This is a genomic window from Nocardioides panacihumi, from assembly GCF_039530925.1.
Taxonomy (GTDB): Bacteria; Actinomycetota; Actinomycetes; order Propionibacteriales; family Nocardioidaceae; genus Nocardioides; species Nocardioides panacihumi.
Genome location: NZ_BAAAPB010000004.1, coordinates 320,072 through 346,153 on the forward strand (window position 1 = coordinate 320,072; position 26,082 = coordinate 346,153).

Consider the following 26,082-nt stretch of genomic DNA (forward strand, 5'->3'; position numbering starts at 1 on the left):
GTCACCCCTTCACCGCGCCGGAGGTGAGTCCGGCCACGATCTTTCGCTGGAACAGCAGGACGATGATGATGATCGGGACCGTGACGACCACCGATGCGGTGGCCAGCAGTCCGTACGGCGGGTTGAACGGATCGGGCCCGACGAAGAAGGACAGTTGCGCGGGCACGGTGCGGGAAGCGGTCGTGGAGGTCAGCGAGATCGCGAGCACGAACTCGTTCCACGCGAAGAAGAACGTCAGGATCGCCGCGGTGAACACCCCCGGTGCGGCCAGCGGCACGATGACCTTGCGGAACGCCTGCCACGAGGTGGCGCCGTCGACCTGGGCGGCCTGTTCCATCTCCCACGGGATCTCCCGGAAGAACGCCGACAGCGTCCAGATCGCCAGCGGCAGCGTGAACACCATGTAGGGGATGATCAGGCCGGGCCAGGTGTTGAACAGACCGACGATGCGCCACAGGTCGAACAGCGGGCCGACCAGCGAGACCACCGGGAACATCGCGATGGCGAGCGCCATCGAGAGCACGAGTCGCTTGCCCTTGAACTCCAGGCGAGCGATCGCGTACGCCGCCAGGGTCGCGAAGATCACCGAGAGGAACGTGGCGATCGCGGCGATGCCGAACGAGTTCCGCAGCGCTGCGAGGAAGTCCGTGTGGGTGCTCTCCTGGCCGGGCGTGACGGAGCCGAAGCCGAGCACGTCGCGGTAGTTCTGGATGGTCCAGCTCTTGGGCAGGAACTGGGGACTGCCGGCGGCGGTCTCGCCGGGTCCCTTGAAGGACAGCGAGAGGATCCACAGGACCGGGAGCAGGCACCAGATCAGAATGATGACGAAGCCGACCCAGGTGCCGATCCTGGTGCGGGCCTCTCTCGACATGGCCATCAGCCCTCACCCCTCGCCTGGGCGAGATCCACCCGGAACAGCTTGACGATCAGCCACGCCAGAAGCAGCACTGCGAGGAAGAGCAGCACCGAGAGCGCCGAGCCGAGCCCGAGCTGGAACTGCTGGATGACCTGGCGATAGGTCAGGAACGACGAGGACTCGGTGTCCTGCGCGCCTCTCGTCATCACGTAGATGTTGTCGAAGATGCGGAAGGCGTCCAGCGCGCGGAACAGCACCGCGACCATGATCGCGGCCCGCATGTTCGGGATGATCACCTTCCACAGCCGCTGCCACCAGGTCGCTCCGTCGACCTGGGCGGCCTCGACCATGTCTTCGGACACCTGGGAGAGCCCGGCCAGCAGGAGCAGCGACATGAACGGCGTGGTCTTCCAGATCTCCGACACGATGATCGCGAACATCGCCGGCCAGTGGCTGCCGAACCAGTTGGTCTCCGGTGCGATCCACGGCAGCCAGGAGAACCAGCTGTTCACCCAGCCGTTGTTGAGGCTGAACGCGAACTGCCACGCGTACGCGGACACCACGGTGATGATCCCGTAGGGGATGAGGATGGCCGTGCGGACCGTCCCGCGGGCGAACACGATGCGGTGCATGACCATGGCGAACGCGAAGCCGATGACGAGCTCGACCCCCACCGTCACCACCATGATGATCACGGTGTTGAGGGTGTCCTGCCAGAAGAGCGAGTCGGTCAGGACGGTCCCGTAGTTGCTCAGCCCGATGAACGTCTTGTCGTCCGGCGAGGTGAGCCGGTAGCGGAACAGCGAGAGGTAGAGCGCCTGGAACATCGGATACGCGGTGACGAGCAGCATCACGATGACTGCGGGTGCCACCAGTCGCTGGCCCAGACGGTTCTCCGCCCTGGACCGGTCGGTCATCTTGGCGCGCTTCTTCGCCGGTGGGGCCGCTGCGGCGGTGGTCGCGGTGGTGGTGCTCACAGCAGGCTCCTTCCGTGGAGCACGTTGTCGATGAACGTCTGCGATGTCGCCGGTGTCGACGAGCTCACGTCCGCCGGTGGGTGCCAGGTCGCTTGGAGGCCACCGGAGATGTCACTCCAGTAGGGCGTCACGGTGCGGGGCGCCGCTTCGTCGAGGCTCTGCTGGAAGAGCTGGAGCAGGGGCGCCGGGTACGTCTTCTGCAGCGCGTTGTTGTTGGCCGCGTAGCCGGCCTGGCTGGCCGGCATGTTGCCGGTGATCTCGGCGTTGACCTCTTGGTTCTCCGGGCTGGTGAGGCACTCGACGGCCTGCATGGCGTCGTCGACGTGGTTGGAGTACTTGCTGACGCCGAGCCCGATGCCGCCGTACGGCGGGCGGGCCTGCTGGCCCTGCACCGTCTGCGGGTAGAGGGCGTAGCCGATGTCCTTGTTGAAGCCCGGGGTGATCGACTCGTAGCTGTTGTAGATGTAGGTCCAGTTGACCATGAAGGCGCCCTGCGGCCCGCCGAAGGTGCTGCCCGCCTGGCCCTCCTGGGCGACCGACATGTCGGCGGGCGCGGCCGACGAGTGCGCGAGCTTCCGGATGACCGCAGCGGCCTTGTCGCCCGCCGGGGAGTTGATCTCGAGCTTCATGTCGAGACCCTTCTGGGTGTCGGTGGCGATCTCGCCGCCGGCGCCGGAGATGAGCGCGTTGATCCAGACGACGTAGCCCTCGTACTTGTTGGACTGGATCGCCACCTTGCCGCCGTTCTTGGCGGCGGCGTCGATGATCTGGTCCCAGGTCACCGGCTGGCTCATGTCGATGCCCGCCTTCTGGGCGAACGACTTCCGGTACCAGAGCACCTGGGTGTTGGACCAGAACGGCGCCACCACCATGTGGCCGTTCCAGGTGGCTGCCGCCGTGGCGCCCTTGAAGGACTGCTGCGTCAGCTTGTCCTGCAGGCTCTGCGGGATCGGGGCCAGGAATCCGGCGTTCGAGAACTCCGCGGTGAACGGCGGGTCGATGCTCATGATGTCGATGCCCGAGTCGTGGGCGGCGAGCCTGCGCGCCAGCTGGATCCGCTGCTCGTTGGCGTCCTGGGGGAGCACCTGGGTGGCGATCTTGTACTTGTCGGTGCTGCAGTTCGCGGCGACCTTCGCCTGTCCCCCCGAGTCGGGGTTGATGTACCAGGTCAGCTGAGTCTCGCCGGACGCCGACGAGCACGCCGTGAGCGCTGCACTTGCGAGGATTCCGGTGACCGCCAGGGCCCAGATCCGTCTGGTCCCTCGACGTGCGAGATGGCCGCTCACGCTCATCGACCCACCCTCCGCTGTGGTCCTTGTCACTCCGGTGTACCCCGTTCGGGGCTCTTTGTCACCTGGTGGCATCTGCGGGAGCGCTCCCGGTTTGCGATCGGTTATGGTGAGCCACGCCACAAGCGTGTGGCGCCACTTCACTACGGATCGTCCGGCACGTACCTGCCGGTGAAGGAGCAGATTCATCATGGCAACAGTGACCTTCGAGAAGGCCCAGCGTTGGTACCCCGGGGCGGATGCCCCCGCGGTCCAGGGCATCGATCTCGAGATCGGCGACGGCGAGTTCATGGTGCTCGTCGGCCCGTCCGGCTGCGGCAAGTCCACGACCCTGCGGATGCTCGCGGGCCTGGAGGAGGTGAACAGCGGCCGCATCCTCATCGGCGACCGCGACGTCACCACCATCCCGCCCAAGGACCGCGACATCGCGATGGTCTTCCAGAACTACGCGCTCTACCCGCACATGAGCGTCGCCGACAACATGGGCTTCGCGCTCAAGATGGCCAAGGTCGACAGCGGCGAGCGTGAGCGCCGTGTCAAGGAGGCCGCGGGCCTCCTCGGTCTGACCGACTACCTCGACCGCAAGCCGAAGGCGCTCTCCGGCGGTCAGCGCCAGCGTGTCGCCATGGGCCGCGCGATCGTGCGTCAGCCGCAGGTCTTCTGCATGGACGAGCCGCTGTCGAACCTCGACGCCAAGATGCGTGTCCAGACGCGTACGGACATCGCGAAGCTCCAGGCCGACCTCGGAGTCACCACCGTCTACGTGACCCACGACCAGGTCGAGGCCATGACGATGGGCGACCGCGTCGCGGTCATGAGCATGGGTGAGCTGCAACAGGTCGACACCCCGCTGAACCTCTACTCCAAGCCGGTCAACCTCTTCGTCGCCGGCTTCATCGGCTCCCCGCAGATGAACCTGCTCAGCGCGAAGTCGGCCGACGGTCAGGCCAAGATCGGCCAGTACCTCGTGCCCGTCGACCCGACCGCCTCCGCCAAGATGAGCGGGGACATCACGGTCGGCGTGCGTCCCGAGGCCTGGCGGCTCGTCTCGTCGGCCGAGGGTGGCCTGCCGGTGAAGGTCACGGTTGTCGAGGAGCTGGGCTCGGACTCGTTCGTCTACGGCACCTCGGACGTCGAGGGCACCCCGTCGAACATCATCGTCCGCGTCCCCGCCCGTGAGCAGGTCCGCAAGGGCGACACGCTCTACGTGACGACCGACCCGCGCGACGTCCACGTCTTCGACACCACCACGGGTTTGCGTCTCAGCGACTGATCGAGTCGGCGCATCCTCGCAGTCTGAGAGGGCCGAGTCGGCGCATCCTCGCAAGAACGACGCGAGGATGCGCCGACTCGGCGTTTCTGGGGTGCGAGGATGCGCCGACTCGGCGAAACCTACGGTCGCGCTCGGTCCGCGTTGCGGCGGACGGCACGGACCAGCGACGGCCACAGGCCCTCGGGGATGTCGTGCCCGAGCCCGTCGATGAGCAGCAGCTCCGACCGCGGGATCGCGAGGGACGTGGCGCGGCCGCCGGAGACGTGCACCATCTTGTCGGAGAGGCCGTGGACGACCAGCGTCGGGACGGTGACGCGGCCCAGGTCGCGGGTGCGGTTGGGCTGGGTGAGCACCGCGAGCATCTGCCGTCCCGTCGCAGCGGCGGACACGCCGCGGTCGAAGGTCTCGGCGGCCCGCCGGCGTACGTCGTCCTCGGTGGCGGGGTAGCCCGGCGATCCGATGATCCGCCACGTCCTGACGGACGCCTCGATGTAGCCGTCGCGGTCGCCGCTGCGGCTGAGGAAGGTCGGCAGCAGCGACGGGTGCTGGAAGCCGACGGAGCGGGCGCCGGTGGTGGACATCATCGACGTGAGGGTGAGCACCCGCTCGGGGTGGGCGACCGCCATCGTCTGGGCGATCATGCCGCCCATCGAGACCCCCCAGACGTGCGCCGCCTCGATCCCGAGCCCGTCCAGCAGCCCGAGGGCGTCGCGGGCCATGTCGTCGAGCGTGTACGCCGTCCGCACCCTGAGACCCAGGAACGCCCTGGTCAGCCGACCCCACGAGACGGGCCCGTCGACCCGGCTCGACCGGCCGACGTCGCGGTTGTCGAAGCGGATGACGTAGAAGCCCTCGTCGGCCAGCATCCGGCACAACCGCGCGTCCCACCAGGTCATCGGCCCGCCGAGGCCCATGACGAGCAGCAGCGGGTCGGCGTCGGGGGAGCCGAAGGTCTGGTAGCAGAGATCGACCCCGTCGGCGACGTGGGCGAACTGCTCCGGCGAGACGGTCGCGACCATGGGCCCTGCGAGCGTCAGCTCTCGAAGTCGATGGCGGCGTAGGCCTTCAGCTTCGACAGCTGGTGGTCGCTGACGATCTTGCGGATCGTGCCGCTGCGCGAGCGCATCACGAGGGATTCGGTGGTGCAGCCACCGGCGCGGTAGTGCACGCCGCGCATGAGGTCGCCGTCGGTGATGCCGGTCGCGACGAAGAAGCAGTCGTCGCCGGTGACGAGGTCGTTGGTGCCGAGCACGAAGTCGGGGTCGAGGTTGTGCCCCGCGTCGAGGGCCTTCTGACGCTCCTCGTCGTCCTTCGGCCACAGGCGGCCCTGGATGGTGCCGCCGAGGGCCTTCATGGCGCAGGCCGTGATGATGCCCTCGGGGGTGCCGCCGATGCCGAGCAGCAGGTCGACACCACTGCCCGCGCGGGCCGCGGCGATGGCGCCGGCGACGTCGCCGTCGGTGATGAACTTGATGCGGGCGCCCGTCGCGCGGATCTCATCGGCCAGCTGCTGGTGGCGCGGCCGGTCGAGCAGGACGACCGTCACGTCGCTGGGCTGGCCACCCTTGGCCTTGGCGACCTGGTGGATGTTCTCGGCGACCGGGAGCCGGATGTCGACGACGTCGGCGGCCTCCGGGCCGGTGGCCAGCTTCTCCATGTAGAAGACGGCGGAGGGGTCGTACATCGAGCCGCGTGGCGCGACAGCGAGCACGGCGATGGCGTTGTTCATGCCCTTCGCGCACAGCGTCGTGCCGTCGATGGGGTCGACCGCGACGTCGACCTCGGGGCCGGTGCCGTCGCCGACCTGCTCGCCGTTGTAGAGCATCGGGGCGTTGTCCTTCTCGCCCTCGCCGATCACCACCGTGCCGTTCATCGCGACGGTCGAGATCATCACGCGCATGGCGTTGACGGCCACGCCGTCGGCGCCGTTCTTGTCGCCACGGCCGACCCAACGGGCCCCGGCCATCGCCGCGGCCTCGGTCACCCGGACCAGCTCCAGCGCGAGGTTGCGGTCGGGCGCCTCGGGGGCGACGTCGAGATGTTGGGGCAGGTGGTTGCCGCTGCTCATGGGCCGACTGTATCGGTCCCGCGTGGTCCCCAGGTCGGCCGGAGAGCGCCGTGGATGGAGACTTCCGTCGCTTTCACGATCAAATTCACGAGGTCGCCCGGCACGAGGCCGAGCTCGGCGACGGCGGCTGCCGTCACCTCCGCCTGCAGCGGCACCGGCTGGCTCGCTCCACCGGCGACGGCTCGCACCCGGAACCGGTCCCCGAGCGGCTCGATCTCGGTGACCGTCGCGGGCAGCGCGTTGCGCGGGCTGCCGCCCGGGGGCTCCCGGAAGACCGACACCGAGGCGGGGGAGAAGACCGCGACCGCCTGCTCGCCCGGGCCCGGCGGATCCTCCGAGGGCAGACCGCGTACGGCGATCCCGCCCTGCGTCACCACCTCGCCGTCCCAGCGCCCGGCGACGAGGTTGAGCCCGGCGATCCGCGCTGCGAAGGCGCTGCGCGGGCGACGCAGCACGTCGGCGGTCGGGCCCTCCTCGACGACCCGGCCAGCCTCGACGACCACGACGCGGTCGGCGAGCAGCAGGGCGTCGAGCGCGTCATGGGTGACGACGATGGCGGTGCGGTCGGCGAGGACCGTCCGCAGCAGGTGCCGCAGCGCCGGCGCGACGTCGACGTCGAGGGCTGCCATCGGCTCGTCGAGCAGGAGCAGCCGCGGCTCGGCCGCCAGTGCCCGCGCGATCGCGACCCGCTGCGCCTGGCCGCCGCTGAGCTGGTGCGGACGGCGGTGGGCGAGCGCGGCCACGCCGACGCGCTCGAGCCAGGCGTGCGCGGCCGCCCGGGCCTCGTGGCGGCCGACGCCGCGGGAGCGCGGTCCGAACGCGACGTTGTCGGCGGCGGTCAGGTGCGGGAAGAGCAGCGGCTCCTGGGCCAGCAGGGCCACCTCCCGCAGGTGGGGTGGTACGCCGGCCAGGTCTCGCCCCCCCACCGAGACCTGGCCGGTCGATGATGGGACGAGCCCGGCGATCACGCCGAGCACCGTCGACTTCCCGGCACCGTTCGGACCGAGCAGGGCGACCGTCTCGCCCTCGTCCACCCGGAGACGCACGGCGACGTCGCGGTCCGTGACCGCGGCGTCGTACAGCAGGTCGCTCACAGCGCGCCCCGTCCGGTCCGCGCGGCCTGCCGGCTCAGCGGGGCGATGACCAGCACCGCGACCACCACGAGCACCAGGGAGAGCGCGACGGCGGCGTCGGGATCGGTCACCCGCTCGAGGTAGATCTGGATCGGCAGCGTCGCGGTCGTGCCCTGCAGGGAGCCGGCGAAGGTGATCGTCGCGCCGAACTCGCCGAGCGACCTGGCGAAGGCAAGCACCGCACCGCTCAGGAGGCCGGGGAGCACCAGCGGGAGGGTCACCCGCCGGAAGACGGTCGACGGCGCGGCGCCGAGGGTCGCGGCGACCACCTCGTAGCGCTGGCCGGCGGTCTCGAGCGCGCCCTCCAGCGAGATCACCAGGAACGGCAGGGCGACGAAGGTCTGAGCCATGATCACGGCGGCGGTGGTGAACGCGACCTCGACGCCGAGCACGTCGAGGGTGTGGCCGAGCAGTCCGCGGCGACCGAACGTGTAGAGCAGCGCGATGCCGCTGACGACCGGCGGGATGACCAGCGGCAGCAGGACGAGCGAGCGGAGCACGCCTCGTCCGGGAATGCGGGCGCGAGCGAGGACGACCGCCATCGGCACGCCGAGCACCACGCACAGGGCCGTGCTGCACGCGCTGGTGCGCAGGCTCAGCCAGAGCGCGTCCCGGGCCGACTGGGAGGTCACGAGGCTGCCGAAGCCGCCCCAGTCGACCCGCAGGACCATGGCGACGAGCGGGAGCAGGACGAACGCAGCGCCGAGAGCGGCCGGGACGAAGAGCCAGCGAGGCAGCCCGACGCGACCGGCAAGGGGCGTGGACGTCACCAGGGCATCATTGCCCACCGTCGGCGCTGCCGAAGCCGGCTGCGGCGAGCACCTTCTGCCCCTGGTCGCCGACCACGAGGTCGACGAACTCCCGGGCCAGGTCCGCATGCGTGCTGTCCTTGACCGTGGCGATCGGGTAGGTGTTCACGACGCTCGACGACTCCGGGAACGTGATGCCCTCGACGCTGGAGCCGGCGCCCTTCACGTCGGTCACGTAGACGATGCCCGCGTCGGCCTCACCGCTGGTCACCTTCCCGAGCACGTCGGTGACCGACTGCTCCTGGCTGACGGGCTTGAGCGCCACGCCGGCGTTCTCGGCGACGGCTGCCGTCGCCGTGCCGCACGGCACCTCGGGCGCGCAGATCACGAGCTTGACGCCGGGCTTGGCGAGGTCGGCGAAGGTCGCGATGGCCGCCGGGTTGCCGGGAGGTACGGCGATCTCGAGCGTGTTCGTCGCGAAGTCCTTGCGGCCCTCGGCGTCGGAGCCGAGCTTGTCCATGTTCTTCGTGTCGGCGGAGGCGAAGACGTCCGCCGGTGCGCCGGACTGGATCTGCTCGACCAGGTCGGACGAGCCGCCGAAGCTGAACTTCACCTTCGTGCCGTCGTGGTCGGCCTCGAACCGCTTGCCGAGCTCGGTGAACGTCTTCGTCAGCGACGCCGCCGCGAAGACCGTGAGGGCCTCGCCCTTGCCTGACGAGCCGCCGGAGTCCGAGCCACCGCAGGCGGCGAGCGAGGAGGCGGCCAGCAGGGCGGCGGCGATCAGCAGGTGCGCTCGACGGGTCATTCAGGGACGCTCCACGACGACGTTGGTGGACTTGACCGAGGCGATGGCACGCACGCCGGGCTCGAGCCCGAGCTCCTCGGCAGCCTCGCTGCTCATCAGCGAGACCAGCCGGTAAGGGCCGCAGATCAGCTCGACCTGCGCCATCACGGTGTCTTTGACCACGCGCGTGACGATGCCGGGCAGACGGTTGCGGGCGCTGACGGAGCCGGCGCGCGGCACGCTCTCCGGGTCGTCGGCCAAGGACACCGCGAGGTCGGCGAGCGCGCGGCCGGGGACCATCGTCCGGCCGCCCTCGTCCGCGGTCTCGAGCCGGCCCGCCTCGATCCAACGACGCACGGTGTCGTCGCTGACGCCGAGGACCTGAGCAGCCTCGGGGATGCGGTACGAGCTCACCGGCGAATCATGGCGCATTCGCGGAGGATCTGTCTGCATTTGTCCGCGAATGCGGGAGTTGAGGCGTCAGGTCAGCGCGAGTGCGGTCACGGCTGCGATCACGGCGACGGGCGTCAGTGTCAGCGACACCCGGTGGAAGGCGAGCGTCCCGAGCATCGGGCCGGCGTCGCCGTGGCGCACCAGCGTCCGGCGCCACAGGAGGTTGGCGAGCGAGCCCGTCCAGGTCAGCCCCGATCCGACGCCGAGGCCGACCAGCGCGGCAAGGATCACGTCGGTCCCGAGCGGCTCGAGCAGCGGCACCAGGAGCAGGGTCGCGGAGAGGTTGGTGAGGAGCGCGGCCGCGACCGTGGCGAGGGCCGCCACCTCCAGCAGCGACGCGTACGACGCGTCGGAGGGCAGCAGTCGCTGGACGGCGTCGCCGAGGAAGCCCTGGGCGAGTCCAGCGACCACCACGCCGAGGGCGAGCACGAAGAGGGCGAACGACGGGTGGGCGGCGTGCGCTGCCGCGGGCCACGATGCGAGCCGGCGGTGACGGGCCCAACCGACCAGCACGGCCGCCGCGACGGCGGACACCCAGGCGGGCTCGACGCCGAGCGGCGAGGCGACCGCGAAGCCGAGCAGCATGAGTGAGACCACGACGACGGGCACCCGCTCCAGCCGTGGCGACTCGACGTCTGGCGGCATCTCGTGGCCGGGCTCGGCGAGCTCGCGCCGGAAGAGGAGGCGCAGGCCGACGTACTCGACGAGGAGGACGGCGGCGAGCGCGGGCGCCATCCGCACCGCGAAGCCGGCGAAGGTGAGGTCGAGGTGCGGCATCGCCAGCAGGTTGGTGAGGTTCGAGACCGGGAGCAGCAGCGACGCGGAGTTGGCCATCCGCAGGCACGCATAGGCGACGGGGCGTGGCGAGGAGCGGATGCCGATGGCCGCCGCCACCGCCACGGGGGTGACGAGCACGACGGTCGCGTCGAGGCTGAGCACGGTCGTCACGATCGCGGCGAGCACGAACGTGCCGGCGAACAAGGAGACGGGCCGGCCGCGGCTGTGCCGGCGTACGAGGTGGGCCGCCGCGTCGAAGACGCCCGCACGCGCGCACATCTCGGCGACGACCAGGATCGTGACGAGGAAGGCGACGACGGGCAGCAGCGGCCGGACCGCCTCCCGGGCCTCGGTCGGGGAGACCAGACCGGAGGCCAGCACGAGGGCGCCTGCCCCGAGCGCGGCGAGTGCTTCGACCCGGGGTCGCGGGTGCCGGTGCGCGACGACCAGCAGGGCCACCAGGGCGACCACCCCGCTCGCGTCCGCGACGGTCGAGCTCAGGGGCGGCACGTGCGCAACCCTAGGCCCCTGAGAGAATGGGCCCGTGAGTGAGCCGCAGTCGGGAGCGAGGCGGTATCCGCGCACCTTCGGGGGTCTGATCGGATCGATGATCGTGCTGGTGCTCGCGGTCGTCGGCTACTACGTCATCCAGAACGTCACCCATGACCAGCCGGAAGGCACGCCGGTGGCGGTCGACTACCTCGGCACCGTGCGCGACGTGCAGGCCGGCGGATACACCGTGGCCTACCCGGCGACGCTGCCGAAGGACTGGCTGGCGACAGCCGTGAACTTCACCCCCGGCGACCGCCCGTCCTGGGGCCTGCCGATGCTCACCGGCGCCGGGAAGTTCGTCGGGATCCAGCAGGAGGACTCCCCGGTGCGCGACCTGCTCGACACGGCGCTGCCCCAAGGGGCCAAGCAGGGCGAGGACGTGAAGATCCCCAGCGCCCTCGCCGGCGACCAGACCTGGTCGTCCTGGTCGGACGGCAAGCGCGACCACGCGTTCTCCCGGCAGGTCGGCAAGGACACCCTGCTGGTCTACGGTTCCGCGCCGGTCGACGACCTGAAGAGGCTGATCGGGCTGCTCACGACGGCGCCCGCCTCCTGAGGCACTAGTCCTCGTCGGCGGCCATCGCGGCGTCGAGCCGCTGTCGTGCTCCCTCGAGCCACTCCTGGCAGATCGTGGCGAGCTTCTCGCCGCGCTCCCAGAGCGCGAGCGACTCCTCGAGGGTCGTCCCACCGGCCTCGAGGGTGCGCACCACCTCGATGAGCTCCTCGCGAGCCTCCTCGTAGGACGGCTTCTCGGTCTCGCCGGCCGTCGTCTGGTCGGCGGTCTTCTCACGGGCCATCGGGCAGCTCCTCGGTTCGGTTGGTGGTGGCATGGAGGCGGCCGTCGGCCACGCGGACGCTGACCTCGGCGCCCGCCGCGACGCCGGCGACGGAGGTCAGCACGTGGCCATCGGCGTCCTGCAGCACCGCGTACCCCCGGCGCAGCGTCTCCAACGGCGACAAGGAGCGGGCGCGGGCACGGTGATGCCCGATGTCGTCGTGGGCACGGTCGAGCAGGTGCGACAGGGTCCGTCGTGCCCGGTCTCGCAGCATCGTGACCTCGTCGACCCGCTCGTCGAGCAGCGAGCGCGGGTCGGCGAGGGCCGGACGGGACCGGACGGAGTCGAGGGCGGCCTGCTCGCGCTGCAGCCAGGACCGCAGCCCGCCCCGCATCCGCTGGCGGGCCGTGGCGACCAGCCGCCGCTCCTCGGCGACGTCGGGCACGACCAGCTTGGCCGCGTCGGTCGGCGTCGAGGCCCGTACGTCGGCCACCAGGTCGAGCAGCGGGCTGTCGGGCTCGTGGCCGATGGCGGAGACGACCGGCGTCGTCAGCCGGTGCACCGCCCGGATCAGCGCCTCGTCGGAGAACGGCAGCAGGTCCTCCACCGAGCCGCCACCCCGGGCGACGACGATGACGTCGACGGTCGGGTCGCGGTCGAGCCGCTCGAGCTTCTCGATGACCTCCGTGACGCAGCGGGGGCCCTGCATGGCGGCGTACGCCACCTCGAACGCGACGGCCGGCCAGCGTCGGCGCCCGTTCTCGAGGACGTCCCGCTCCGCGGCCGAGTTCGGGGCGGTCACGAGCCCGACGCGGCCGGGCAGGAACGGGAGCGGCCGCTTCAGCTCGGCGGCGAACAGGCCCTCCGCCGCGAGCAGCTGTCGGCGCCGCTCGAGCCGGGCGAGCAGCTCGCCGAGGCCGACCATCCTGATGTCGCGGGCGTAGAGCGACAGGGTGCCGCGGTTGGCGTAGAACGACGGCTTGGCGTGCACGACGACGCTGGCGCCCTCGACGAGCGGAGGGTTGAGCCCGTCGAAGAGAGTCCGGCTGCACGTGACGGCGATGGAGATGTCGGCGACGGTGTCGCGCAGCGTGAGGAACACCGTCTGCATGCCCGGCCGCCGGCTCACCTGGGCGACCTGGCCCTCCACCCAGACCGCGCCGAGGCGGTCGATCCAGCCGGCGATCGCGTTGGCGATCTGCCGGACCGGGGCCGGGGACTCCAGCGACGTCTGCATCGTCACTCCGGAACCCCCGGGGTGCGGTCCTGCCCGAGGACGAACTCCTCGAAGCCGGGAATGGTGAAGCGGAGGCGTCCGTAGCCCGCCTCCTCGATGATGCCCTTGACGATCAGGTTGCGGCGCACCATGCTCAGCGCCTCGGTCGTGGTGCTCAGGCGCTCGGCGATCTCGCGGCGGCGCACCACGGGGCCACCGACCTCGGCCATGGCGTGCAGGAACGCGCGCTCGGAGCCTGTCGCCACGGCCCAGCGCGCCTCGAAGATGGACGCCAGGGCCGTCCTCGCCGAGCGGGACCCGATCTCGACGGCTGCGAGGTCGAGCACGGAACCGCGCTCGGGGCGTGCGGCGTCCCAGGTGGCGGCGCCGAGGATCTGGAGCGACTGCGGGTAACCGCGTGCGGTGTCCACGACGACGTCGAGGGCGTCAGGTGCCCAGGAGACCCCGAGGTTGGTGGCAGGCGCCTCGAGCAGGCGAGCCGCATCGGCCGGCCCGAACTCGGCGAGCACGATCTCGTGGCTGCGCTCGCCGAAGGTCGCGGCTCGGGTCAGCAGGGCCTTCGTCTGCGGCAGCCCGGCACCGATGACGCCGACCGGGAGGCCGTCGCGCACGCCGCCCAGGTTCTGGATCGCGTTGAGGAGCACCGCGCCGTGCAGGAGGGCCTCCCGGTCGGGGGCGTACTCCCACTCACGGGTCGACTCCAGCGGTGCGTGGAGCTCGTCGATCATCACGACCAGTCCGGCGCCGCCTCGCTCGCGGACCAGTCGGCCGGCGCGGCCGAGGAGGTCCTCGAGCGGGCCGACCAGGGCGGTCGAGGCCGAGGGCGACGCCGGGCCGCTGTCCAGCCGTGCCCGCACCTTGGCGAACCCGGCGCTGAGCTCGACGTCGACCTCCTTGAGCCGGCGGCCGCCGGGAGCGGTGACATCAGCCTGCTCGAGACTGCGCTCGACACGGTCGACGATCTCGCCCAGGAACGGCTGCTGCTTGACGCAGGAGACCCAGGCCAGCACGAAGCCGTCCGCCTCTGCCTGTCCGGCGACGTCACGGAGAAGGGAGGTCTTGCCGACGCCGCGCGGACCCGTGACGACCGTGAGTGCGCCCATCATCTCGCCGTACGCCGCGACACGGGCGAGCTTGTCCCGGAGCAGGGTGCGCTCGGCGTCGCGGCCGACGAAGACACGAGGGCGATCGCTCGGCGTGTACGGGTTGGGCAGCACGCGACGGCTCCTCCTGTCTCGCGATAGGTCTGTATAGGTCAAGCTATCTATAAGGAACTATAAGCCGACGGGGTCACCCTACGGGCAGGCACCGACAACGCCAGGCGCTGGTGCGGCCCTCCGCACCGGCGGTCCGTAGACTCGTGCCCATGACGGACCTCGCCATGCCCCGCACCCTCTCCGACGCGGAGAAGCAGGTGCTGCTGGCCGCGCCGCGCGGCTACTGCGCCGGCGTCGACCGGGCCGTCGTGACCGTCGAGAAGGCACTCGACCTCTACGGCGCGCCCGTCTACGTCCGCAAGCAGATCGTGCACAACAAGCACGTGGTGTCCGACCTCGAGTCCCGCGGCGCGATCTTCGTCGAGGAGCTCGACCAGGTGCCCGAGGGGGAGACCGTCGTCTTCTCGGCGCACGGCGTCTCCCCGGCGGTCCACGCCGAAGCCGCCGACCGCGGCCTCAAGACGATCGACGCCACGTGCCCGCTCGTCACGAAGGTCCACCACGAGGCGAAGCGGTTCGCCGCCGAGGACTACGACATCCTCCTCATCGGCCACGCCGGTCACGAGGAGGTCGAGGGCACCGCGGGTGAGGCGCCCGAGCACATCCAGCTCGTCCAGGGCCCGCAGGACGTCGACAAGCTCGTCGTCCGCGACCCGGCGAAGGTCGCCTGGCTCTCCCAGACCACGCTCAGCGTCGACGAGACCCTCGAGACGGTCGACGCGATCCGGCAGCGCTTCCCGCTGCTCCTCGACCCGCCGAGCGACGACATCTGCTACGCCACCCAGAACCGCCAGCTCGCGGTCAAGGAGATCGCCAAGGACTCCGACCTGGTCATCGTGGTCGGCTCCGGCAACTCCTCCAACAGCGTCCGGCTGGTCGAAGTGGCGCTCGAGGCCGGCGCCGGGTCGGCGTACCGCGTGGACGACGCCTCGGAGATCGACCCCGCCTGGCTCGACGGCGTCGCGACGGTCAGCGTCACCAGCGGCGCCAGCGTGCCGGAGGAGCTGGTGCAGGGCGTGCTCAGCTTCCTCGCCGAGCGCGGCTACCCGGACGCCCGGGCCGTGCACAGCGCGGAGGAGTCGCTCATCTTCTCGCTCCCCAAGGAGCTGCGCCGCGACCTCAAGGCTGCGGGCGTGCGCTGAGATGGCGCGCTATCTCGACATCCACCCGCAGAACCCGCAGCCGCGACTGCTGCAGCAGGTCGTCGACGCGCTCAACGACGACCAGCTCATCGCCTACCCGACCGACTCGGGGTACGCCCTCGGCAGCCGGGTCGGCAACAAGGACGGCCGTGACCGGATCCTGGCGATCCGCGACCTCGACGAGCGGCACCACTTCACGCTGGTCTGCAAGGACTTCTCCCAGCTCGGGCAGATGGTGCACGTCGACAACAGCGCCTTCCGGGCGATCCGGGCGGCCACGCCGGGGCCGTACACCTTCATCCTGCCCGCGATGCCCGACGTGCCGCGGCGCCTGATGCACCCGAAGAAGCGCACCGTCGGCGTCCGCATCCCCGACAACACGTTCGTGCAGGCACTGCTCGAGGCCCTCGGCGAGCCGCTGCTGTCCTCCACGCTGATCATGCCGGGGGAGACCGAGCCCCGGACGAACGGCTGGGACGTCAAGGACACCCTCGACCACCTGGTCGACATCGTGATCGAGACGGGTGAGGACACCCCGGCCGAGCCGACGACGGTCGTGGACTGGTCGGAGGGCTATCCGGAGGTCGTGCGCGAGGGCGCGGGGGACTGGTCGCGCTTCGTCGCGTGAGCGGCGACCTGCACGTGCCGACGCTGCGCGAGCAGCGCGAGGCACGTCGCGTATCCCAGGCACAGTGCCAGGCTGTGGTGGGCCAGGCCTGAGACGACGGCCTGCGCGACGCTGTCGTCGCGGTGGCCGAGCGCGTCCGCGTTCGCGAACGCCACGAGCACGAACACGGTCAGCATGATGACCGGCGGCAGCACCCCGACCGTGAACAGGTCGCGCGGCGCGACGAGCACCGCCAGAGCCGCGCACAGCACCACGAAGAAGATGTCGAAGACCCAGGTGACGCTGCCGGTCACCAGCGTGTCGAGCACCGCGGCCGTGAGGGCGAGCGCCAGCCCGAGCGCGACGACCTGACGGCCGGGCTCGTGACCGGGATGCCAGCTGCTCATGGGTGTCCTCCGCTCCTCACGGTAGGGGGACGCGCCGACAGCGGGGGTACGACGCGCCGAGCGCCGCCACGGCCCGCTCAGTCGCGGAACAGGACTGCCAGGTCAGTCCTCGAGGTCGACGACCACCGGCGCGTGGTCGGAGGCGCCGACGCCGGCCCGTTCCGCGCGGTCGATGAAGGCGCCCTTCACGCGCGCTGCGACCGACGGGGACGCCAGGACGAAGTCGATCTTCAGGCCGCGGTCGCGCTCGAAGCGCTGCCGGTAGTAGTCCCAGTAGGTGTAGCCAGGCGCGTACGCGCGGGTCACCTCCGCCCAGCCGGTGTCGAGGATCGCCTGGAAGGCGGCGCGCTCGCGCGGCGTGACGTGCGTGGAGTTGCGGAACTGGGCGATGTCGAAGACGTCGTCGTCGGTCGGGCAGATGTTCCAGTCGCCGACCAGGGCCGCGTCCTCCCCGAGCCACGCCTGCGCCGCCTCGCGCAGGCGGGCGAGCCAGTCCAGCTTGTAGACGTAGTGCGGGTCGTCGGGCTTGCGCCCGTTGGGGACGTACAGCGAGGAGATGCGTACGCCGCCCTGCTCCGGCGGCCCGCACACGGCGCTGATCGCGCGAGCCTCGGCGTCCGCCGCGTCCCCCCAGCCGGGCATCCCGTCGAAGCCCACGGACACCTGCTCGAGGCCGACGCGCGAGATCAGCGCGACGCCGTTCCACTGCGAGTGCCCGACGGCGGCGACGTCGTACCCCCGGGCCTCGAGGCCCATGGTCGGCAGCTGGTCGACCTTCGCCTTGGTCTCCTGCACCGCCAGCACGTCGACCTCGTGGCGGTCGAGGAACGCCTCGACCCGGTCGATGCGGGAGCGGATCGAGTTCACGTTCCAGGTCGCGATGCGCACCCCCGGAATCTATCCACCCCCTGTTTGGAAGACTGGACCGCATGACCGGCGCCGCGATCGACCTGCACGGCATCGGCCGCGTCCACGACGACGAGACGCGCGTCGTGGCGCTCGACGGGGTCGACCTGAGCATCCCGGTCGGCCGCTTCGTGAGCGTGATCGGCCCCAGCGGCTGCGGCAAGTCCACGCTCCTGCGCATCGTGGCCGGCCTCGAGGAGCCCGACGCGGGCACGGTGACGGTGTGCGGCACGACTCCCGCCCAGGCGGCGGAGGAGAAGCGGCTGGGGCTGGTGCCGCAGCAGCCGGCGTTGCTGCCCTGGCTGACCGTGCTCGGCAACGTCTCGCTGCCGGCGAAGGTGAACAGGCGGCACAACCGCGAGCCGCTCCCGGACATGCGAGAGCTTCTGCGGCGGGCCGGCCTCGGAGACGCGATGCACCAGCGGCCGGCGCAGCTGTCCGGCGGCATGCGGCAGCGGGTCGCGATCGTGCGCGCCTTCGGGCTCCAGCCCGACGTACTCCTGCTCGACGAGCCGTTCTCCGCGCTCGACGAGTTCACCCGCGAGGCGCAGCAGCAGGAGCTGCTCGACCTCTGGGAGGAGCGCGGGGCGACGGTCCTCTTCGTCACCCACTCGATCCTGGAGGCGGTCAGGCTCTCGGACACGGTCGTCGTCATGGCGCCGCGACCGGGACGCATCGTCGACATCGTCGACATCGACCTGCCGCGGCCGCGGACGCAGGAGCTGATCCGCAGCCCGGAGTTCCACGGCTACGAGCTGACCCTGCGGGAGCGTCTGCGCGACGCCTTCGAGCAGGACGGGCACGAGGTCGCCTCGTGAGCCGGCCGGTGAGGACGAGCGTCGCGCACCCGGCGTACTGGGCGCCCGTGTTGGTGCTGCTCGTCGTGCTCGGCGTGCTGTGGCAGCTCGGGGCCCACCGGATGCCGTACCTGCTGCCGCCGCTGCCGGACGTCTGGTCTGCGCTGAAGGGCGACCCCGGCTACTTCCTGCACAACAGCTGGGTCACCCTCCGCGAGGCGCTCCTCGGTCTCGTCATCGGCTTCGTCGCCGCGTTCAGCCTCGCGATCCTGATCAGCGAGGTGAACATCGCGCGGCGCGCGGTGATGCCGGTCGCCGTCGTCCTCAACGTCACGCCGCTGGTCGCGATCGCGCCGGCGCTCGTCGTCGCCTTCGGCTTCGGGCCGGCGCCCAAGCTGATCCTGACGGCGTTGATCTGCTTCTTCCCGATCCTCATCAACGCCTCGGTCGGTCTGCGGTCGGTCCCGGTCCCAGTGCTGCAGGTGTTCCGCTCGGTCCACGCGTCGCGCTGGGAGGTGCTGCGGCACCTGCGCATCCCGGGCTCGCTGGAGTACGTCTTCGCGGCGCTCCAGATCGTCTTCCCGCTCTCGATCGTGGGGGCCGTCGTGGCCGAGCTGTCGGCCGCCGGATCGGCCGACGGCCTCGGTACCGTGATCCAGGTCGCATCGTCCATGAACCGTCTGGCCACCGTCTGGGCGGCTATCTTCGTGCTGGCCCTGATGGGGTCGCTGCTGTTGCTCCTGGTGACCGTCGTCGAGCGCCGCGCCCTGCGCTGGCACGGATCCCGCTGAGCCTCGAGCCGCTCGCCGACGAGGAGAGATCCATGAAGATCAACCGTTCGCCCGCCACCCGCCCGGTCGTTGTCCTGGCCGTGCTGCTGACTGCGACCCTGGCGCTGGCCGGGTGTGGCGGCAGCGACGGATCGGCCGGGACGACGGGATCCGCGATCTCGGCCAAGCGCTGCGCGCAGAACAAGGCTGCGGGCACCGTCACCTACGTGTCGGGCTACTACTGGCAGGCGTCGGCCTCGATCCTCGAGGTGATCGCCGCCGACCGGCTCGGCTACTTCAAGGACCTGTGCCTCGACGTGAAGCTGCAGCCGGGCTCGGGCGACGTCTCGCAGAACACCAAGCTGCTCGCCAGCGGCCGCGTCCAGGTCGGCGGGCTGTCGCAGCAGGACACCATGACGGCGAACGCCAACGGACTGCGGATCACCGGCATCTCGTCGTACTCCGACGCCGGGCTCGACATCCTCATGACGATGCCGTCGGTCACCGACCTGGCCCAGCTCAAGGGCAAGACGCTCGGCCAGAAGGGCTGGGTGCCCGTCGGTGTCTCGGCGATGCTCGACAAGGCCGGCATCGCGAAGGGGGACGTCAAGGAGGTCAAGGTCGGCTACGACCCGACGATCCTGCCGCGCGGTCAGGTCGACGCTCTGGTCGGCTTCATCTCCAACGAGCCGCTCCAGCTCGCGGCAGCGGGTACGCCGGTCAAGGTCTGGGAGCCGAAGGACTTCGGCGTCCCCGGGTCGCTCGGCGCCTTCGCGGCCAACCCCGACTTCCTCAAGCAGCACCCGACCGCTGCCCAGGACTTCCTGCGGGCGGTCTTCAAGTCCTACCAGTACTGCGCGGCGCCCGCGCACGTCGCGGAGTGCATCGGCTACCAGCACGACAAGGCCGGCGCCGAGTCCGATCCGTCGCACGAGACGGCGGTCTGGAAGAAGGAGACCTCCGTCGTCGCCGGCAGCCCGCTGCCCGGCAAGTTCGGCTCGATCGACACGGACAACGTCGCGAAGCTGGCCGGCGTCGTCACGCAGTACGGCGGGGTGCAGGTCGACCCCGCCGCCGCGGCGACGTGGTTCGACAACTCGTTCAGCGACGCCGTGGTCGGTGCCGACGGATCGGTGACCTGGCCGGCGCCCTGAGCCGGCCGGCGCCCTGAGGCGGGCGGTCAGCCCAGACGCCACGCCTTCGTGCCCGGCGCAGGGCGCTCCGAGGTCGACCGCTCGACGCAGAACTCGTTGCCCTCGGGGTCGGCGAGCGTCACCCAGCCGGTGCCGTCCTCCTTGCGGTGGTCGCCGACCAGCGTCGCGCCCAGGGCGAGTGCCTGCTCGACCTGGGCGTCGCGACCGACGTCGGTCGGCTCGAGGTCGAGGTGGACGCGGTTCTTGGCGGTCTTGCCCTCGGGCACCGGGATGAACAGCAGCGTGGTCGCCCCGTGGGCCGGGAAGTGCGGCGTCACGAGCACCTCGGGGTCGTCGTCGTAGAACACCTGCCAGCCGAGCAGGTTCGCCCAGAACTCCGCGAGCTTGCGCGCGTCCCCGCAGTCGAAGGTGATGTTGTTGATCAAGACGGTCATGCGCACCACCCTGGCCCGTTGGGCGGGGTGACCGCGAGTGTGTTTCAGGCCAGGAACTCCGCGAGCATGCGCGGCGTCGCCGCGGTGGCGACGGCGACCGCCTCGCCCACCGGCACGTCAGGGACCAGGACCTGCTCGTGCCCTGCGGCGGTCGTGGCGACCAGCTGCGCCAACCCGCGCCGGCGGTCCCACCACGACTGGTGCACCCTCCAGCCGACGATGCCGTCGGTCTCGAGCACGGTTCGGGCCGCGGTGAACGTGCCCGTGCAGCTGACCAGGTAGCGGTCGGTCAGCGTGTGGCCCAGCCGCTTGTAGTGCAGCTGCGCCGTCGCCACGGCCACGGGCACCGCGACGACGAGGACCACGACGGGGAGCCACCACGGCAGGGCGAGGCCCCACGAGTCACCCGCTCCGACGACGAGCGCCGCGCCCGCGGCAGCGAGAGCGGCGTCGCGCAGGTTGCGGATGAGGAAGCGCCGGCGCGCCGACGGGCCGTGCGCGGTCACCGCCGCCGCGACAGGAGCGCGCTCGCCGAGGACGTCGGTCGCGACGTCGAGGACGACGTCGAGAGGAGCCGACGGCAGCAGGTGCGTCTCGTTGTCGTCGAGGCCGGTCGTCAGCACGTGCAGCTCGGCGCCTCCGGCGAGGCCGACCAGCGCTCGACGGCGTACGACGGCCCCACGGACCTTCGCCTCCTCGACCGTGGTCGCCCGGTGGGTGAGGGCGCCGTGCACGCGGCGCAGCGTCGGACCCTCCTTGCCCTGCTCGCGGGTGACGCTCAGCCCGAACCACCGCACCGCGTAGCCGAGACACGCCAGCGGCACCCACAGCACGATCGCGGCGACGAGTGCGCCGGCCACGAGGAGCGGGAGGTCGGACCGGCCCAGCCAGTGCCAGACCCTCTCGACCCGACGCTCGTCGATGAGGTTGTCGAACTGGCTCACCAGCGCGCCGAACGCCGCGACCGCGATCGCCAGGTTGCCGACGTTGAGCGGGGCGAACCGCACCCATGACCAGTCGAGCCTGACGACCTCCTCGGGCGGCGTCCCAGCCGTCGGCTCGTCGGTGGCCCTGGAGCCGTGGAGCAACGCGACCCGCAGGCGCTCGGCGTCCTCGGCGCCCAGCGAGTCGAGCTCGAGGCGGCCCTCGTCGACCCCGGTCCCGACGGCCACCTTCGTCACCCCCAGGAAGCGGTGGACGACGTCGGACTCGAGGTCGACGCTGCGCACGCGGTCGAGCCTGGCGGTCACGGTGGTCCGGTTCAGCAGGCCGCGCCGGATCTCGAGATGCGTCGCGGTGACGCGGAACGACGTCGTCAGCCAGGGCAGCGCCCCGATGAGGAGCACGCCGGCGACCGTGATCGGCACGATGATGTTGAAGCCGACCGCCGAGCCTGCGCCGACCAGCCAGGCCAGCGCCGGGATGAGTGCCTTCGCGGCAGTGGCGACCGGCTGGGTGGCGAGCGTGCGAGGGTCGAGCCTCTGCCACTCGTCGGTCACGTGGCGTCCTCCGGTGTCGCCGCGGTGATCGCGACCAGACGCGCCACGACCTGCTGCGCGACGGCGTCGTCGAGGCAGGCGATCGCGACGGTGCCGGCGCTGGAGGCGGTCTGCACGGTCACGGTGCGGAGCCCGAAGGCGCGCATGATCGGTCCCTGGGCCGAGTCGACGGTCTGGACGCGCGACAGCGGCACGATCTCGTCGGTGCGGCTCAGCCATCCGTGCCGCACGTGGACCGCGATGTCGGTGACGTCCCAGCGGTGCACGTCGTAGCGGATCCGCGGTGCGACCGTGAGCCACGGCACCGGGGCGGCTGCGCAGACGACGACGCCGATCCAGAGGAGCGGCCTCCACCAGCCGTCCGGAGCGGCGACGGCCGCCACGAGGAGTGCGACGGCGGCCAGCCAGACCAGGGCGGCGCCGGCGGCCGCGCTGACGCGCCAGTACGACGGCGCCCGCTGCGAGACCCGGTGGGTCGGCTCGCGCAGAGCGAGGGGAGTGAGACTCACGCGCCGAGCCTGGCACACGAAAGGGCAGGTGCTCGTGCCAGGCGTCCGCTTGAATCAGGCCATGCGGCGGACGGTGATGGCGATGCTGGTGGTGGCGATCGGTCTCGACGTCGCCTACTGGGCGATCTGGTTCAGCGCGCGCGACTGGATCGCCAGCGAGCACCGGTCGGCGTACTACGAGTTCGAGAACGCCTTCCCCCTCGCCGACGCCTGGCTCGGCCTGGCCTGCATCTGGGCACTCGTCGCGCTGCTGCGCGGGTCGCCCTCGGCGGCGTTCTGGTGCACCGCCGCGGGCGCCGCTGGTCTGTACCTGTTCGGCATGGACGTCCTCTACGACGTCGAGAACGGCATCTTCGCCAAGGGCGGGGGCGGCGCCTTCGAGGCGGTCATCGTCGCGCTGACATTGGTCTTCTCGCTGACGCTGCTGCGGTACGCCTGGACGAGCAGCGCCGCCGTCCGGCACACGGATGCGGCGCCCCACGACGTACGCACCTAGGATTGCCCGACGTGGCTCTCACCATCGGCATCGTCGGCCTGCCCAACGCCGGCAAGTCCACCCTCTTCAACGCGCTGACGAAGAACAACGTGCTCGCGGCGAACTACCCGTTCGCGACGATCGAGCCGAACGTCGGCGTCGTGGGCGTGCCCGATCCGCGACTGGCCAAGCTCGGCGAGATCTTCACGTCCGAGCGGATCCTGCCCGCGACCGTGGAGTTCGTCGACATCGCCGGCATCGTGCGCGGCGCGTCGCAGGGCGAGGGCCTGGGCAACAAGTTCCTCGCGCACATCCGCGAGTCGGCGGCGATCTGCCAGGTCACCCGAGTGTTCCGCGACGAGGACGTCACCCACGTCGACGGCGAGGTCAACCCCGGCAACGACATCTCCACCATCTCGACCGAGCTGATCCTCGCCGACCTGGAGACCGTCGAGAAGGCGATTCCGCGGCTGGAGAAGGAGGCTCGCAACAAGAAGGAGCTGGCTCCGGTCGTCGAGGCGGCCCACGCGGCCAAGGAGGCGCTGGAGGCCGGTACGCCGATCATCGCGACGACCATCGACCGCGCCCTGATCCGCGAGCTGACGCTGCTGACCGCGAAGCCGTTCATCTACGTCTTCAACTGCGACACCGACGAGCTCGGCGACGAGTCGCTCAAGGCCAAGATGCGCGAGCTCGTCGCTCCGGCCGAGGCGATCTTCCTCGACGCCAAGCTCGAGGCCGAGCTGGTCGAGCTCTCCGACGAGGAGGCCGCGGAGTTCCTCGCCGACGCCGGCGTCGCCGAGCCGGGCCTCGAGGTGCTCGCCCGGGTCGGGTTCGACACTCTCGGCCTGCAGACCTACCTCACGGCCGGACCGAAGGAGGCCCGCGCCTGGACGATCCGCAAGGGCGCGACCGCCCCCGAGGCCGCCGGCGTGATCCACACCGACTTCCAGAAGGGCTTCATCAAGGCCGAGATCGTCTCCTACGACGACCTGGTCTCGGCCGGCTCGATGGTCAAGGCTCGCGAGGCCGGCAAGGTCCGCATGGAGGGCAAGGACTACGTGATGTCCGACGGCGACGTGGTGGAGTTCCGCTTCAACGTCTGAATCGAACTGTTTTCGCAGGTCAGAGCGCTGTCAGGGACCTCCAGTCCGCAAATAGTCCGCAAGATCTCGAGGGACTGACACCTTCATGAGGCGCTGGGCGGCTTTCCGAGTGCGGTCCTCGGCCGTCGGCCACAGGTGGGCGTAGGTGTTCAGCGTGGTCGTCGGCTTGGAGTGTCCGAGGGCGCGTTGGACCGTCACTACGTCACATCCCTCGGCAATCAGGCCGCTGGCGAAGAAGTGCCGCAGGTCGTGGAGCTTGATTCCCGAGAGGTCGGCGTCGCGCAGCGTCTTGCGCCACCAGTACCCGACCGTGTTCTGGTGCGGTGGCTCTCCGGTCGGGCCGGTGAAGAGCCAGCCCTCCGGCCCGACCGGGTGTGCCGCCACATGGGCGGAGAGAAGGGTGATCAGCCCGTCAGGAACGAAGACCACTCGTTCGGAGCCGTACTTCGGTGCACGGACGTCGATGTGGCTCCCGGGTGCGCGTTGCACCTGACGCATGACCCTGAGCTGGCGACCGAGGAAGTTCACGTCGCCGTGCTGGACGCCGGCCGCCTCTCCGAGGCGCAGGCCGGCGAAGGCGCACAGAGCGACAAAGGGTCGGAACCAGGGATCCGCGGCGCTGAGCAGGCGCCCGACCTCGTCCGGGGACGGGATGCGCATGCCGTGCTCGGTGCGCCGGACACGGGGGAGGGGGACTCCTTCGGTCGGATCACGTCCGATGACTCGGTCACGGTGCGCGGCCTTGAAGACCGACCGCACGTTGTTGACCCGAGTCTTGATCGTTCCGGGGGCCAAGCCGGCCGTGTCCATCCGCTTCACCCACGCCTCGACGTGCGAACGCCGGATCGACTTCATTGGCAGGTCGGTGAATCCAGTAGACCCAGCGGCGAGCCTCATGGCCACCACGGTGCCGGGGGCCCAGACCTGCCGCGTCGACCAGTCGTCGTAGAACTGCTGAAAGGTGATTCTGCCGGCCTTGGGGTCGACATAACTATCGGTCACTACCGACGCGGTGACGCCGTCGAGCCATCTCTGGGCATCGACCTTGCGGTCGAAGTGACGCGAGTGTTCCCGGTTGCCCTCGTCGCGGTAGCGCGCTCTCCATCTGCCGTTCGGTCGTTTCGCCATGCTTCCAGCCATGACCTGCTCCTTTCGAGATCTTCTGCATCGTCTCTCTGAGACTCGGTTACGGACCCGTCTCAGCGCGGGTTCTGTGGACCGTTGGTCTGTTCGGTGAGCCAGAGGATGAGGTCGGTCTTCCAGTAGCGGACGTGGCGGCCGATCTTGAAGCTGCGGGGTCCGGCGCCGAGGTGGCGCCAGTAGCGCAGGGTTCCTTCGGGGAGGCGGAGGAAGGCGGCGGCTTCTTGGAGGGTGAGCATCTGGTCGCCGGGGCTGGTGAGGGGGAGTCGGCTGTTCTGGTGTGCGGGCTGGGCCGTCATCGTGGTGCTCCTGAGTGGTGGCGCGACCGGTGGTCGGGGGCAGGACGGTCCTGCCTCAAGAGGCAGGTGTGCAGGCAAATCCAGGGTGGTGACGGAATATCGCCGACTGGCGATACTGGTGGTGTGGAGCGGATGACGATCATCGAGTTGGCTCGACGCAGTGCGGGGTTGACGCAGACGGAGTTGGCGCGTCGGGCGGGGACGACACAGTCGGCGGTGTCGATGTATGAGCGGCGTCGGAAGGTCCCGTTGCTCGATGTCGCCGAGCGGTTGATGCAGGCCGCGGACACGGATTTGGGCATGGTGACGACGGTGGTGTGGGAGGTCGACTTCCTGCCGGGGTTGAAGGAGTTCTGGTACCCGAGTCGGTTGTGGCGGGTGGAGGTGCCGGGCTGCTTCGACAGGGTCCGGATGCCGGACTTGGTGGGTGGCACGGGTCGGGGCGAGTGGGATCTGGCTGACCGGGTTCAGCGGCGGGGTCTGTACGAGAACCTGCTGGTGCGAGGCAGCCAGTACATGATGCAGCGGTGGGTGGATGGGGCCCTTCTGGTCGACCTGTGGGCCGAGCTCACCCTGCCGGCCCAGGTGCGGGAGAGATGGGAGCCCGTGGTTGCGGCAGCGCTGGTGAGCACGAGCTATGACGTCTTCAGCTACGGGGCTTGAGGGGACCTGGCTGGCGTGGTCGAGGTTGCGGCC

The 26,082-nt window shown here is 70.6% G+C and carries 30 protein-coding genes; 10 read left to right on the forward strand and 20 right to left on the reverse strand.

What is annotated here, in order from left to right; all coding sequences use genetic code 11:
• Window position 1: 1 nt before the first annotated feature.
• The 3 genes from ABD205_RS17550 to ABD205_RS17560 are packed head-to-tail and all read right to left on the reverse strand — an operon-like array spanning window position 2 to window position 3,125.
• Window positions 2-877, reverse strand: a complete 876-nt coding sequence (locus ABD205_RS17550) for a carbohydrate ABC transporter permease (RefSeq protein WP_344047022.1) — start codon at window positions 875-877, stop codon at window positions 2-4.
• A complete protein-coding gene (locus tag ABD205_RS17555) occupies window positions 877-1,833 on the reverse strand; it encodes a carbohydrate ABC transporter permease (protein ID WP_344047025.1) in 957 nt (318 codons plus the stop codon). The genes ABD205_RS17550 and ABD205_RS17555 overlap by 1 nt, the downstream gene beginning before the upstream one ends.
• The gene (locus ABD205_RS17560; protein WP_344047027.1) at window positions 1,830-3,125 is read right to left on the reverse strand and encodes an extracellular solute-binding protein; all 1,296 of its coding nucleotides are present in this window, start codon (window positions 3,123-3,125) and stop codon (window positions 1,830-1,832) included. Before ABD205_RS17560 ends, ABD205_RS17555 begins: the two co-directional genes overlap by 4 nt.
• Window positions 3,126-3,312: 187 nt before the next feature.
• On the opposite strand from ABD205_RS17560, the gene ABD205_RS17565 reads away from it, so the two are divergent.
• Complete coding sequence (locus tag ABD205_RS17565; protein WP_344047029.1) at window positions 3,313-4,395, forward strand: ABC transporter ATP-binding protein; 1,083 nt, start codon at window positions 3,313-3,315, stop codon at window positions 4,393-4,395.
• A gap of 119 nt (window positions 4,396-4,514) precedes the next feature.
• On the opposite strand, the gene ABD205_RS17570 is transcribed toward ABD205_RS17565, so the two are convergent.
• The 7 genes from ABD205_RS17570 to ABD205_RS17600 all read right to left on the reverse strand — a co-directional run bounded on the left by ABD205_RS17570 (window position 4,515) and on the right by ABD205_RS17600 (window position 10,869).
• Window positions 4,515-5,414, reverse strand: coding sequence for an alpha/beta fold hydrolase (locus ABD205_RS17570; protein ID WP_344047031.1), 900 nt, complete (start codon window positions 5,412-5,414; stop codon window positions 4,515-4,517).
• A 14-nt stretch (window positions 5,415-5,428) separates the two neighbouring features.
• Window positions 5,429-6,463, reverse strand: coding sequence for a class II fructose-bisphosphatase (gene glpX, locus ABD205_RS17575; protein ID WP_344047033.1), 1,035 nt, complete (start codon window positions 6,461-6,463; stop codon window positions 5,429-5,431).
• Window positions 6,460-7,557: a sulfate/molybdate ABC transporter ATP-binding protein gene (locus ABD205_RS17580; RefSeq protein WP_344047035.1), complete on the reverse strand. Its 1,098-nt coding sequence runs from the start codon at window positions 7,555-7,557 to the stop codon at window positions 6,460-6,462. Before ABD205_RS17580 ends, glpX begins: the two co-directional genes overlap by 4 nt.
• Window positions 7,554-8,369, reverse strand: a complete 816-nt coding sequence (locus tag ABD205_RS17585; RefSeq protein WP_425573080.1) for an ABC transporter permease — start codon at window positions 8,367-8,369, stop codon at window positions 7,554-7,556. Before ABD205_RS17585 ends, ABD205_RS17580 begins: the two co-directional genes overlap by 4 nt.
• Before the next feature lie 4 nt (window positions 8,370-8,373).
• Window positions 8,374-9,150: a molybdate ABC transporter substrate-binding protein gene (gene modA, locus ABD205_RS17590; RefSeq protein WP_344047039.1), complete on the reverse strand. Its 777-nt coding sequence runs from the start codon at window positions 9,148-9,150 to the stop codon at window positions 8,374-8,376.
• A complete protein-coding gene (locus tag ABD205_RS17595) occupies window positions 9,151-9,543 on the reverse strand; it encodes a TOBE domain-containing protein (protein WP_344047041.1) in 393 nt (130 codons plus the stop codon). It lies immediately after the preceding gene.
• 66 nt (window positions 9,544-9,609) lie between these two features.
• Window positions 9,610-10,869, reverse strand: coding sequence for an SLC13 family permease (locus tag ABD205_RS17600; RefSeq protein WP_344047043.1), 1,260 nt, complete (start codon window positions 10,867-10,869; stop codon window positions 9,610-9,612).
• Window positions 10,870-10,903: 34 nt separating this feature from the next.
• On the opposite strand from ABD205_RS17600, the gene ABD205_RS17605 reads away from it, so the two are divergent.
• A complete protein-coding gene (locus ABD205_RS17605) occupies window positions 10,904-11,467 on the forward strand; it encodes a DUF4245 domain-containing protein (protein ID WP_344047045.1) in 564 nt (187 codons plus the stop codon).
• A gap of 4 nt (window positions 11,468-11,471) precedes the next feature.
• Here ABD205_RS17605 and ABD205_RS17610 read toward each other — a convergent pair whose 3' ends face one another.
• The 3 genes from ABD205_RS17610 to ABD205_RS17620 are packed head-to-tail and all read right to left on the reverse strand — an operon-like array spanning window position 11,472 to window position 14,141.
• The gene (locus ABD205_RS17610) at window positions 11,472-11,708 is read right to left on the reverse strand and encodes an exodeoxyribonuclease VII small subunit (RefSeq protein WP_344047047.1); all 237 of its coding nucleotides are present in this window, start codon (window positions 11,706-11,708) and stop codon (window positions 11,472-11,474) included.
• Window positions 11,698-12,924 (reverse strand): exodeoxyribonuclease VII large subunit, encoded by a 1,227-nt coding sequence (gene xseA, locus ABD205_RS17615; protein ID WP_425573081.1) that lies wholly within the window; start codon window positions 12,922-12,924, stop codon window positions 11,698-11,700. Before xseA ends, ABD205_RS17610 begins: the two co-directional genes overlap by 11 nt.
• A 2-nt stretch (window positions 12,925-12,926) precedes the next feature.
• Window positions 12,927-14,141, reverse strand: a complete 1,215-nt coding sequence (locus ABD205_RS17620; RefSeq protein ID WP_344047051.1) for an AAA family ATPase — start codon at window positions 14,139-14,141, stop codon at window positions 12,927-12,929.
• A gap of 149 nt (window positions 14,142-14,290) precedes the next feature.
• Here ABD205_RS17620 and ABD205_RS17625 point away from each other — a divergent pair, with 149 nt between their 5' ends.
• Together ABD205_RS17625 and ABD205_RS17630 are read left to right on the forward strand one after the other, a co-directional pair.
• On the forward strand, window positions 14,291-15,283 hold the full coding sequence (locus ABD205_RS17625) for a 4-hydroxy-3-methylbut-2-enyl diphosphate reductase (RefSeq protein ID WP_344047053.1): 993 nt from the start codon (window positions 14,291-14,293) through the stop codon (window positions 15,281-15,283).
• Window position 15,284: 1 nt separating this feature from the next.
• Window positions 15,285-15,911 carry an L-threonylcarbamoyladenylate synthase gene (locus ABD205_RS17630; protein ID WP_344047055.1) on the forward strand — a complete coding sequence of 209 codons (627 nt, stop codon included), beginning with the start codon at window positions 15,285-15,287 and terminating at the stop codon, window positions 15,909-15,911.
• On the opposite strand, the gene ABD205_RS17635 is transcribed toward ABD205_RS17630, so the two are convergent.
• Both ABD205_RS17635 and ABD205_RS17640 read right to left on the reverse strand, forming a co-directional pair.
• Complete coding sequence (locus tag ABD205_RS17635) at window positions 15,857-16,297, reverse strand: DUF6542 domain-containing protein (RefSeq protein WP_344047057.1); 441 nt, start codon at window positions 16,295-16,297, stop codon at window positions 15,857-15,859. The two genes, ABD205_RS17630 and ABD205_RS17635, sit on opposite strands and share 55 nt — an antisense overlap.
• 102 nt (window positions 16,298-16,399) lie before the next feature.
• The gene (locus ABD205_RS17640; protein ID WP_344047059.1) at window positions 16,400-17,185 is read right to left on the reverse strand and encodes an exodeoxyribonuclease III; all 786 of its coding nucleotides are present in this window, start codon (window positions 17,183-17,185) and stop codon (window positions 16,400-16,402) included.
• A gap of 41 nt (window positions 17,186-17,226) precedes the next feature.
• Here ABD205_RS17640 and ABD205_RS17645 point away from each other — a divergent pair, with 41 nt between their 5' ends.
• The 3 genes from ABD205_RS17645 to ABD205_RS17655 are packed head-to-tail and all read left to right on the forward strand — an operon-like array spanning window position 17,227 to window position 19,924.
• Entirely contained in the window at window positions 17,227-18,021 is a 795-nt protein-coding gene (locus ABD205_RS17645) for an ABC transporter ATP-binding protein (protein WP_344047061.1), read from the forward strand.
• Entirely contained in the window at window positions 18,018-18,791 is a 774-nt protein-coding gene (locus tag ABD205_RS17650; RefSeq protein WP_344047063.1) for an ABC transporter permease, read from the forward strand. Before ABD205_RS17645 ends, ABD205_RS17650 begins: the two co-directional genes overlap by 4 nt.
• A gap of 32 nt (window positions 18,792-18,823) precedes the next feature.
• A complete protein-coding gene (locus tag ABD205_RS17655) occupies window positions 18,824-19,924 on the forward strand; it encodes an ABC transporter substrate-binding protein (RefSeq protein WP_344047065.1) in 1,101 nt (366 codons plus the stop codon).
• Between the two features lie 26 nt (window positions 19,925-19,950).
• Here the strand turns inward: ABD205_RS17655 and ABD205_RS17660 are convergent, their stop codons facing one another.
• The 3 genes from ABD205_RS17660 to ABD205_RS17670 are packed head-to-tail and all read right to left on the reverse strand — an operon-like array spanning window position 19,951 to window position 22,366.
• Complete coding sequence (locus ABD205_RS17660; protein WP_344047067.1) at window positions 19,951-20,358, reverse strand: VOC family protein; 408 nt, start codon at window positions 20,356-20,358, stop codon at window positions 19,951-19,953.
• A gap of 44 nt (window positions 20,359-20,402) precedes the next feature.
• Window positions 20,403-21,857: a PH domain-containing protein gene (locus ABD205_RS17665; RefSeq protein ID WP_344047069.1), complete on the reverse strand. Its 1,455-nt coding sequence runs from the start codon at window positions 21,855-21,857 to the stop codon at window positions 20,403-20,405.
• Complete coding sequence (locus ABD205_RS17670) at window positions 21,854-22,366, reverse strand: PH domain-containing protein (protein ID WP_344047071.1); 513 nt, start codon at window positions 22,364-22,366, stop codon at window positions 21,854-21,856. Before ABD205_RS17670 ends, ABD205_RS17665 begins: the two co-directional genes overlap by 4 nt.
• Window positions 22,367-22,427: 61 nt before the next feature.
• Between ABD205_RS17670 and ABD205_RS17675 the strand changes: the two genes are divergently transcribed.
• Both ABD205_RS17675 and ychF read left to right on the forward strand, forming a co-directional pair.
• Window positions 22,428-22,862, forward strand: a complete 435-nt coding sequence (locus tag ABD205_RS17675) for a hypothetical protein (RefSeq protein WP_344047073.1) — start codon at window positions 22,428-22,430, stop codon at window positions 22,860-22,862.
• A gap of 11 nt (window positions 22,863-22,873) precedes the next feature.
• Window positions 22,874-23,947: a redox-regulated ATPase YchF gene (gene ychF / locus ABD205_RS17680; protein WP_344047075.1), complete on the forward strand. Its 1,074-nt coding sequence runs from the start codon at window positions 22,874-22,876 to the stop codon at window positions 23,945-23,947.
• 30 nt (window positions 23,948-23,977) lie between these two features.
• Here the strand turns inward: ychF and ABD205_RS17685 are convergent, their stop codons facing one another.
• The gene (locus ABD205_RS17685) at window positions 23,978-25,087 is read right to left on the reverse strand and encodes a tyrosine-type recombinase/integrase (RefSeq protein WP_344047077.1); all 1,110 of its coding nucleotides are present in this window, start codon (window positions 25,085-25,087) and stop codon (window positions 23,978-23,980) included.
• 59 nt (window positions 25,088-25,146) lie between these two features.
• Complete coding sequence (locus tag ABD205_RS17690) at window positions 25,147-25,386, reverse strand: helix-turn-helix domain-containing protein (protein ID WP_344047079.1); 240 nt, start codon at window positions 25,384-25,386, stop codon at window positions 25,147-25,149.
• A 132-nt stretch (window positions 25,387-25,518) separates the two neighbouring features.
• Between ABD205_RS17690 and ABD205_RS17695 the strand changes: the two genes are divergently transcribed.
• Window positions 25,519-26,049 carry a helix-turn-helix domain-containing protein gene (locus ABD205_RS17695; protein WP_344047541.1) on the forward strand — a complete coding sequence of 177 codons (531 nt, stop codon included), beginning with the start codon at window positions 25,519-25,521 and terminating at the stop codon, window positions 26,047-26,049.
• Window positions 26,050-26,082 lie beyond the last annotated feature (33 nt).

Excerpts from the sequence above, each read along its gene's own strand:
- ABD205_RS17690 (WP_344047079.1), bottom strand. The coding sequence starts at position 25,386 with ATGACGGCCCAGCCCGCACACCAGAACAGCCGACTCCCCCTCACCAGC.
- ABD205_RS17560 (WP_344047027.1), bottom strand. The coding sequence starts at position 3,125 with ATGAGCGTGAGCGGCCATCTCGCACGTCGAGGGACCAGACGGATCTGG.
- ABD205_RS17655 (WP_344047065.1), top strand. The coding sequence starts at position 18,824 with ATGAAGATCAACCGTTCGCCCGCCACCCGCCCGGTCGTTGTCCTGGCC.
- ABD205_RS17565 (WP_344047029.1), top strand. The coding sequence starts at position 3,313 with ATGGCAACAGTGACCTTCGAGAAGGCCCAGCGTTGGTACCCCGGGGCG.
- ABD205_RS17675 (WP_344047073.1), top strand. The coding sequence starts at position 22,428 with ATGCGGCGGACGGTGATGGCGATGCTGGTGGTGGCGATCGGTCTCGAC.
- glpX (WP_344047033.1), bottom strand. The coding sequence starts at position 6,463 with ATGAGCAGCGGCAACCACCTGCCCCAACATCTCGACGTCGCCCCCGAG.
- ABD205_RS17625 (WP_344047053.1), top strand. The coding sequence starts at position 14,291 with ATGACGGACCTCGCCATGCCCCGCACCCTCTCCGACGCGGAGAAGCAG.
- ABD205_RS17635 (WP_344047057.1), bottom strand. The coding sequence starts at position 16,297 with ATGAGCAGCTGGCATCCCGGTCACGAGCCCGGCCGTCAGGTCGTCGCG.
- ABD205_RS17630 (WP_344047055.1), top strand. The coding sequence starts at position 15,285 with ATGGCGCGCTATCTCGACATCCACCCGCAGAACCCGCAGCCGCGACTG.
- ABD205_RS17550 (WP_344047022.1), bottom strand. The coding sequence starts at position 877 with ATGGCCATGTCGAGAGAGGCCCGCACCAGGATCGGCACCTGGGTCGGC.
- ABD205_RS17610 (WP_344047047.1), bottom strand. The coding sequence starts at position 11,708 with ATGGCCCGTGAGAAGACCGCCGACCAGACGACGGCCGGCGAGACCGAG.
- xseA (WP_425573081.1), bottom strand. The coding sequence starts at position 12,924 with ATGCAGACGTCGCTGGAGTCCCCGGCCCCGGTCCGGCAGATCGCCAAC.
- ABD205_RS17570 (WP_344047031.1), bottom strand. The coding sequence starts at position 5,414 with ATGGTCGCGACCGTCTCGCCGGAGCAGTTCGCCCACGTCGCCGACGGG.
- ABD205_RS17660 (WP_344047067.1), bottom strand. The coding sequence starts at position 20,358 with ATGACCGTCTTGATCAACAACATCACCTTCGACTGCGGGGACGCGCGC.
- ABD205_RS17685 (WP_344047077.1), bottom strand. The coding sequence starts at position 25,087 with ATGGCTGGAAGCATGGCGAAACGACCGAACGGCAGATGGAGAGCGCGC.
- ABD205_RS17695 (WP_344047541.1), top strand. The coding sequence starts at position 25,519 with ATGACGATCATCGAGTTGGCTCGACGCAGTGCGGGGTTGACGCAGACG.
- modA (WP_344047039.1), bottom strand. The coding sequence starts at position 9,150 with ATGACCCGTCGAGCGCACCTGCTGATCGCCGCCGCCCTGCTGGCCGCC.
- ABD205_RS17645 (WP_344047061.1), top strand. The coding sequence starts at position 17,227 with ATGACCGGCGCCGCGATCGACCTGCACGGCATCGGCCGCGTCCACGAC.